This is a genomic window from uncultured Nocardioides sp., from assembly GCF_902805925.1.
In the GTDB taxonomy this organism is placed as follows: Bacteria; Actinomycetota; Actinomycetes; order Propionibacteriales; family Nocardioidaceae; genus Nocardioides.
This window is the reverse complement of record NZ_CADCUP010000162.1, coordinates 1-5,113: the sequence shown is the minus strand read 5'-3', so window position 1 is coordinate 5,113 and position 5,113 is coordinate 1. Positions and strand designations below refer to the sequence as shown.

The 5,113-nt window shown below is 75.1% G+C and carries 6 protein-coding genes; 1 reads left to right on the top strand and 5 read right to left on the bottom strand.

Translation table 11 applies throughout. The features are described 5' to 3' along the window. The 3 genes from QZX64_RS11775 to QZX64_RS11765 all read right to left on the bottom strand — a co-directional run. Positions 1-384: MarR family transcriptional regulator (locus QZX64_RS11775; RefSeq protein WP_295659993.1), on the bottom strand; the 384-nt coding region annotated here is incomplete at its 3' end. A gap of 122 nt (positions 385-506) precedes the next feature. Continuing rightward, positions 507-1,499: a methylmalonyl Co-A mutase-associated GTPase MeaB gene (gene meaB, locus QZX64_RS11770; protein WP_295659990.1), complete on the bottom strand. Its 993-nt coding sequence runs from the start codon at positions 1,497-1,499 to the stop codon at positions 507-509. Further along, positions 1,496-2,695 carry an acetyl-CoA C-acetyltransferase gene (locus QZX64_RS11765; RefSeq protein ID WP_295659987.1) on the bottom strand — a complete coding sequence of 400 codons (1,200 nt, stop codon included), beginning with the start codon at positions 2,693-2,695 and terminating at the stop codon, positions 1,496-1,498. The genes meaB and QZX64_RS11765 overlap by 4 nt, the downstream gene beginning before the upstream one ends. A gap of 142 nt (positions 2,696-2,837) precedes the next feature. Between QZX64_RS11765 and mce the strand changes: the two genes are divergently transcribed. Continuing rightward, positions 2,838-3,299 (top strand): methylmalonyl-CoA epimerase, encoded by a 462-nt coding sequence (gene mce, locus QZX64_RS11760; protein WP_295659984.1) that lies wholly within the window; start codon positions 2,838-2,840, stop codon positions 3,297-3,299. Positions 3,300-3,332: 33 nt separating this feature from the next. Here the strand turns inward: mce and QZX64_RS11755 are convergent, their stop codons facing one another. Then, the gene (locus QZX64_RS11755; protein WP_295659981.1) at positions 3,333-4,157 is read right to left on the bottom strand and encodes a putative hydro-lyase; all 825 of its coding nucleotides are present in this window, start codon (positions 4,155-4,157) and stop codon (positions 3,333-3,335) included. Next, positions 4,139-5,047 (bottom strand): biotin-dependent carboxyltransferase family protein, encoded by a 909-nt coding sequence (locus QZX64_RS11750; protein ID WP_295659978.1) that lies wholly within the window; start codon positions 5,045-5,047, stop codon positions 4,139-4,141. Before QZX64_RS11750 ends, QZX64_RS11755 begins: the two co-directional genes overlap by 19 nt. Between the last annotated feature and the right edge of the window lie 66 nt (positions 5,048-5,113).

The window sequence follows — 5,113 nt, the reverse complement described above, 5'->3', positions numbered from 1 at the left end:
GGCGGTCGCGGCCTCCACCAGCGCGCGACCGCTGTCGGTGATCTCGGCCAGCACGGCCCGGGCGTCGTCGGGGTGGGGGCGCCGCACCACCAGGCCGGCGCCCTCGAGCCGCCGCACGATCGACGTCACGGACGTCGGGTGCACCTGCAGCCGCTCCCCCATCTTGCCCAGGGGCAGAGAGCCACGGGAGGAGAACGTGAGCAGCACCAGCGCCTCGTAGCGGGCGAAGGTCAGACCGTGCGGGCGCAGCAGCGCGTCGAGCCGCCCGATGACCAGCTGCTGCACGCGCATCAGCGACGTCACGGCGTGCATGGCGGGCACCCGGTCCCAGCGGAGCCCCCACTGGCGGGCCGCCTCGTCGATGGGGTCGAAGGGCAGGGTCATCAGCCGGCCGCGCGCGGACTCACCGCAGCCTCAGATCGCCCATGACGCCACCTTTGATACCACCGGCAACGCTGACCGGGCGGGAGGCGCGCGGACTCCGTCGTTCGCTGGACCGGTCCGGCTCAGGCGCTGATCGCGTCGACCAGCTCATCGGCGGCGGAGTAGGGGTCGGTGGTCCCGCCGGCGACCGCGGCTGCCAGCCCGTCCAGCGAGGCGTGGCCGTGCAGGTCGCCCCACCGGGCGCGCAGGGTCGTCATGGCGATCGCCTCGATCTCGTCGCGCGCGCGCCGCGCCCGGCGTACGGCGAGCTCGCCGGTCTCGGTCAGCCACGCGCGGTGCCGCTCGACCTCCTCGACCACCTCGTCGAGCCCCTCGTCGCGGGCGGCCACCGTCTTCACGATGGGCGGTCTCCACCAGCCCTCGGGCCGGTCGCCGAGGGCCAGCATGGAGCGCAGGTCGCGGCGCACCTGGTCGGCGCCGTCGCGGTCGGACTTGTTGACGACGTAGAGGTCGCCGATCTCGAGGATGCCGGCCTTGGCGGCCTGGATGCCGTCGCCCATCCCGGGCGCCATCAGCACCAGCGTGGTGTCGGCGAGGCCGGCGATCTCGACCTCGCTCTGCCCCACCCCGACGGTCTCGATGAGGACGACGTCGCACCCGGCGGCATCCAGCACGCGCAGCGCCTGCGGGGTGCTCCACGCCAGCCCGCCGAGGTGGCCGCGCGAGGCCATGGAGCGGATGTAGACGTCGCGGTCGGTGGCGTGGTCCTGCATCCGCACGCGGTCGCCCAGCAGCGCGCCCCCGGAGAACGGCGAGGACGGGTCGACCGCCAGCACGCCGACCCGCTTGCCGGCCCGGCGCAGCTGGGTGACGAGCGCGTTCGTCGACGTCGACTTGCCGACGCCGGGCGACCCGGTGATCCCGACGATCTGGGCGTGGCCGGTGTGCGGCGCCAGCGCCGTCATCACCTCGCGCAGCAACGGCGAGTCGTCCTCGACCAGCGAGATCAGCCGGGCCACCGCGCGGGCGTCGCCCTCGCGCGCCCGGGAGACGAGATCGGGGACGGACGCCGTCGTGCGCCGGCGTCCCCCTCCTGCGCGGTCCGGGCCCCTCACGCCTTCGGGACGCGGACGATCAGGGCGTCGCCCTGTCCGCCACCACCGCACAGCGCGGCGGCACCGACGCCGCCACCGCGGCGCTGGAGCTCCAGCGCGAGGTGCAGCACGACCCGGGTGCCCGACATGCCGACCGGGTGGCCCAGGGCGATGGCGCCGCCGTTGACGTTGACCTTGGCGTCGTCGATGCCGAGCTCACGGGCCGAGGAGATGCCGACCGCCGCGAACGCCTCGTTGAACTCCACCAGGTCGAGCTCGTCGGGCGAGATGCCCTCCTTCTCGCAGGCCCTCGCGGTGGCCGCGGCGGGCTGGAGCTGGAGGGTGGAGTCGGGGCCGGCCACCTGGCCGTGGGCGCCGATCTCGGCGAGCCAGGTCAGGCCCAGCTCCTCGGCCTTGGCCCTGCTCATCACCACGACGGCGGCGGCGCCGTCGGAGATCTGCGAGGCGGAGCCGGCGGTGACGGTGCCCTCCTTGGAGAACGCGGGGCGCAGCTTGCCCAGCGACTCGATCGTGGTGTCCCCGCGGACGCCCTCGTCCTCGGACACGACCACGGGGTCTCCCCTGCGCTGCGGGACCTCGACGGGCACGACCTCGTCGGCGAAGACGCCGTTCTTCCACGCCACCGCGGCCTTCACGTGCGACTGGACGGCGAACTCGTCCTGCTCGGCACGGGTGAGGTTGGCGCCCGCGGCGTTGCACTCCTCGGTGAGCAGGCCCATCGCCTGCGAGGTGAACTGGTCGAAGAGGGCGTCGTAGGCCATCGAGTCGACCAGCTTCACGTCGCCGAACTTCACCCCCTCGCGCGACTTCGGCAGGAAGTGCGGGGCATTGGTCATCGACTCCATGCCGCCCGCCACCACGATGTCGCACTCGCCGGCGCGCACCAGCTGGTCGGCGAGCGCGATGGCGTTGAGGCCGGAGAGGCACACCTTGTTGATCGTGATGGAGGGCACCGTCATCGGGATGCCGCCGTTGACCGCCGCCATCCGTGCGGGGTTCTGGCCGGCGCCGGCCTGGATGACCTGGCCCATGATGACGTAGTCGACCTGGTCGCCGGAGACGCCGGCCCTCTCGAGCGCGCCCTTGATGGCCACGCCGCCGAGGTCAGCGGCCGACTGGTCCTTCAGCCCGCCCAGCAGGCGGCCGATCGGGGTGCGGGCCCCGGCGACGATGACGGATCCGGTGCTGCCTGACATGCGGTGCCTCCAGGGGATCGGGGTGGTGGTCGCGACGATACCCACCCGCGCGCACCACCGGGAGGGGCGGTCGGCGCCCCTGCCGCGTGCCACATGTCACACCCCCTCGCGCCTGCGGCGGACGCCGTACGACGATGTCGGCATGACCGTCCGCGCCCCCGGCCTCGAGCCCGTGCAGCACCTCTTCACCGCGATCGACCACGTCGGCATCGCCGTCGCCGACCTGGACGTGGCCATGGCGTTCTACCGCGACGCCTACGGCATGCAGGTCCTCCACGAGGAGGTCAACGAGGAGCAGGGCGTCCGCGAGGCCATGGTGGGCGTCGGCGACTCCGGGTCGTGCATCCAGCTGCTCGCGCCGCTGACCCCCGAGTCGACGATCGCGAGGTTCCTGGACCGCAGCGGCCCCGGCATGCAGCAGCTCGCCTTCCGGGTCGAGGACGTCGAGGCCGTCTCCGCCACCCTGCGCGAGCGGGGTCTCCGCCTCCTGTACGACGCCGCGAGGCGCGGCACCTCCGGCAGCCGGGTGAACTTCATCCACCCCAGGGACACCGGCGGCGTGCTGGTCGAGCTGGTGCAGCCGGCGGCCGACAGCGCGCACTGACCCCGCCGGCGGACCGCCGCGCCCCGGGCAGCCTCAGGGCAGCAGGTGGTCGGCGTCCCGGGCGTCGGTGATGAGCATGTGCCCCGGTGCGTGGCCGATCGCGAGCGGGGGCCGTGACTCCATCACGGCCGCCTGCGGTGTCACGCCGCACGCCCAGAAGACCGGCACCTCCCCCGGGCGCACCTCGACCGGGTCCCCGAAGTCCGGTCGGTCGAGGTCGCGGATGCCCAGCGCCGCCGGGTCGCCCACGTGCACCGGCGCGCCGTGGACCGCGGGGTAGCGGGCGGTGACGCGCACCGCGTCGGCCACCTGCGCCGCGGGCACCGGGCGCATCGAGACCACCACGGGCCCCGACAGGGCGCCGGCCGGACGGCACCGGGTGCTGGTGCGGTACATCGGGACGTTGACCCCGAGCTCCTGGTGACGGACCGGGACGCCGGCCTCCGCCAGGGCCCCCTCGAAGGTGAAGCTGCACCCGAGGAGGAACGTCACCAGGTCCTCGCGCCACCACGACCGGACGTCGGCGACCTCCTCGACCTGCTCCCCGTCGACGTAGACGCGGTAGGCCGGCAGGTCGGTGCGCACGTCGCCGTCGAGGATGGGCCCCGACACCGCGCCCGGGTCCAGCACGTCGAGCACCGGGCAGGGCTTGGGGTTGCGCTGGGCGAAGAGCAGGAAGTCGTGCGCGGCCTCGCGCGGCAGCGAGATGAGGTTGGCCTGCGTCCACCCGCGGCTCCATCCCGCGGTGGGCGTGACGAGCCCGGCGCGGAAGAGCGCGCGGGCCTCGACCGGGGTGAGCCCGGCGGCCTCCGCGGCGTCCGGGGCGGCGGGAGCGGTGCTCAGCGGGGACTGGTCCATCGGAACCTCACGGGTTGTCCGGGACGGGCCTGGGCTGCCAGGTCCACGTCGGTGTCGACCACCACCGCGACGACCGGGTATCCGCCGGTCACCGGGTGGTCGGCCAGGAACAGGACGGGCTCGCCGTCCGGGGGCACCTGCACCGCGCCGCGCCAGGCCCCCTCGCTGGGCAGGGACGGCGCGTCGTCGGCGTGCCGCAGGACGGGCGCCTCGCCACCGCCGGCCTCCGCGGGTGATGCCTCCAGGCGCATGCCGACCCGGTTGCTGCGCTCGCTGGCCACCCAGCTCGTGGAGACCAGCCCGTCGGCCTCGGCCAGCCAGCCGTCGCGGGGGCCGCGCACGGCGCGCAGCACCAGCGGCTCGTCGCGGGCCGGCAGCGCGAGCGGGAGGACGGAGTCGACGGTGGGCTGGGAGCCACCCGGACGCCCCACCGGCAGCAGGTCGCCCTCGGCGACCTGGTCGGGCCCGAGCGCGGCCATCACGTCGCGGCTGCGGGAGCCCAGCACCGGCTCCACCGCCACGCCGCCGCGCACGGCGAGGTACGAGCGCAGCCCGCGCTCCGGCGTCCCCAGCCGCACCACGGCCCCCGCGGGCGCCGAGAAGACCGTGTCCGCGCCGACGTCGCGGCCGTCCACGGTGACCGGACACGGGGCACCGGTGACGCAGAGCCACACCGGGCCGCCCACCGGCTCGACCACCAGGCCGCCGAAGGTCACCTCGAGGGCGGCGTCGCCCTCCTCGTTGGCCAGCGCGCGGTTCGCCCGGCGCAGCGACCCCCGGTCGGCGGCGCCGGAGCGCCCGACACCGATGCTCGTGAGCCCCCGCCGGCCGAGGTCCTCGACCAGGCACTGCGCCCCGGTGGCGTGGACGCGCAGCCCGGTGGCGCTCATCGCTCCTCCACGAAGCGCACCCGGGCCCCCGGCGTGAGCACCGCCGGCGGGTCGCGGCGCAGGTCC

Excerpts from the sequence above, each read along its gene's own strand:
- QZX64_RS11765 (WP_295659987.1), bottom strand. The coding sequence starts at position 2,695 with ATGTCAGGCAGCACCGGATCCGTCATCGTCGCCGGGGCCCGCACCCCG.
- mce (WP_295659984.1), top strand. The coding sequence starts at position 2,838 with ATGACCGTCCGCGCCCCCGGCCTCGAGCCCGTGCAGCACCTCTTCACC.
- QZX64_RS11755 (WP_295659981.1), bottom strand. The coding sequence starts at position 4,157 with ATGGACCAGTCCCCGCTGAGCACCGCTCCCGCCGCCCCGGACGCCGCG.
- QZX64_RS11750 (WP_295659978.1), bottom strand. The coding sequence starts at position 5,047 with ATGAGCGCCACCGGGCTGCGCGTCCACGCCACCGGGGCGCAGTGCCTG.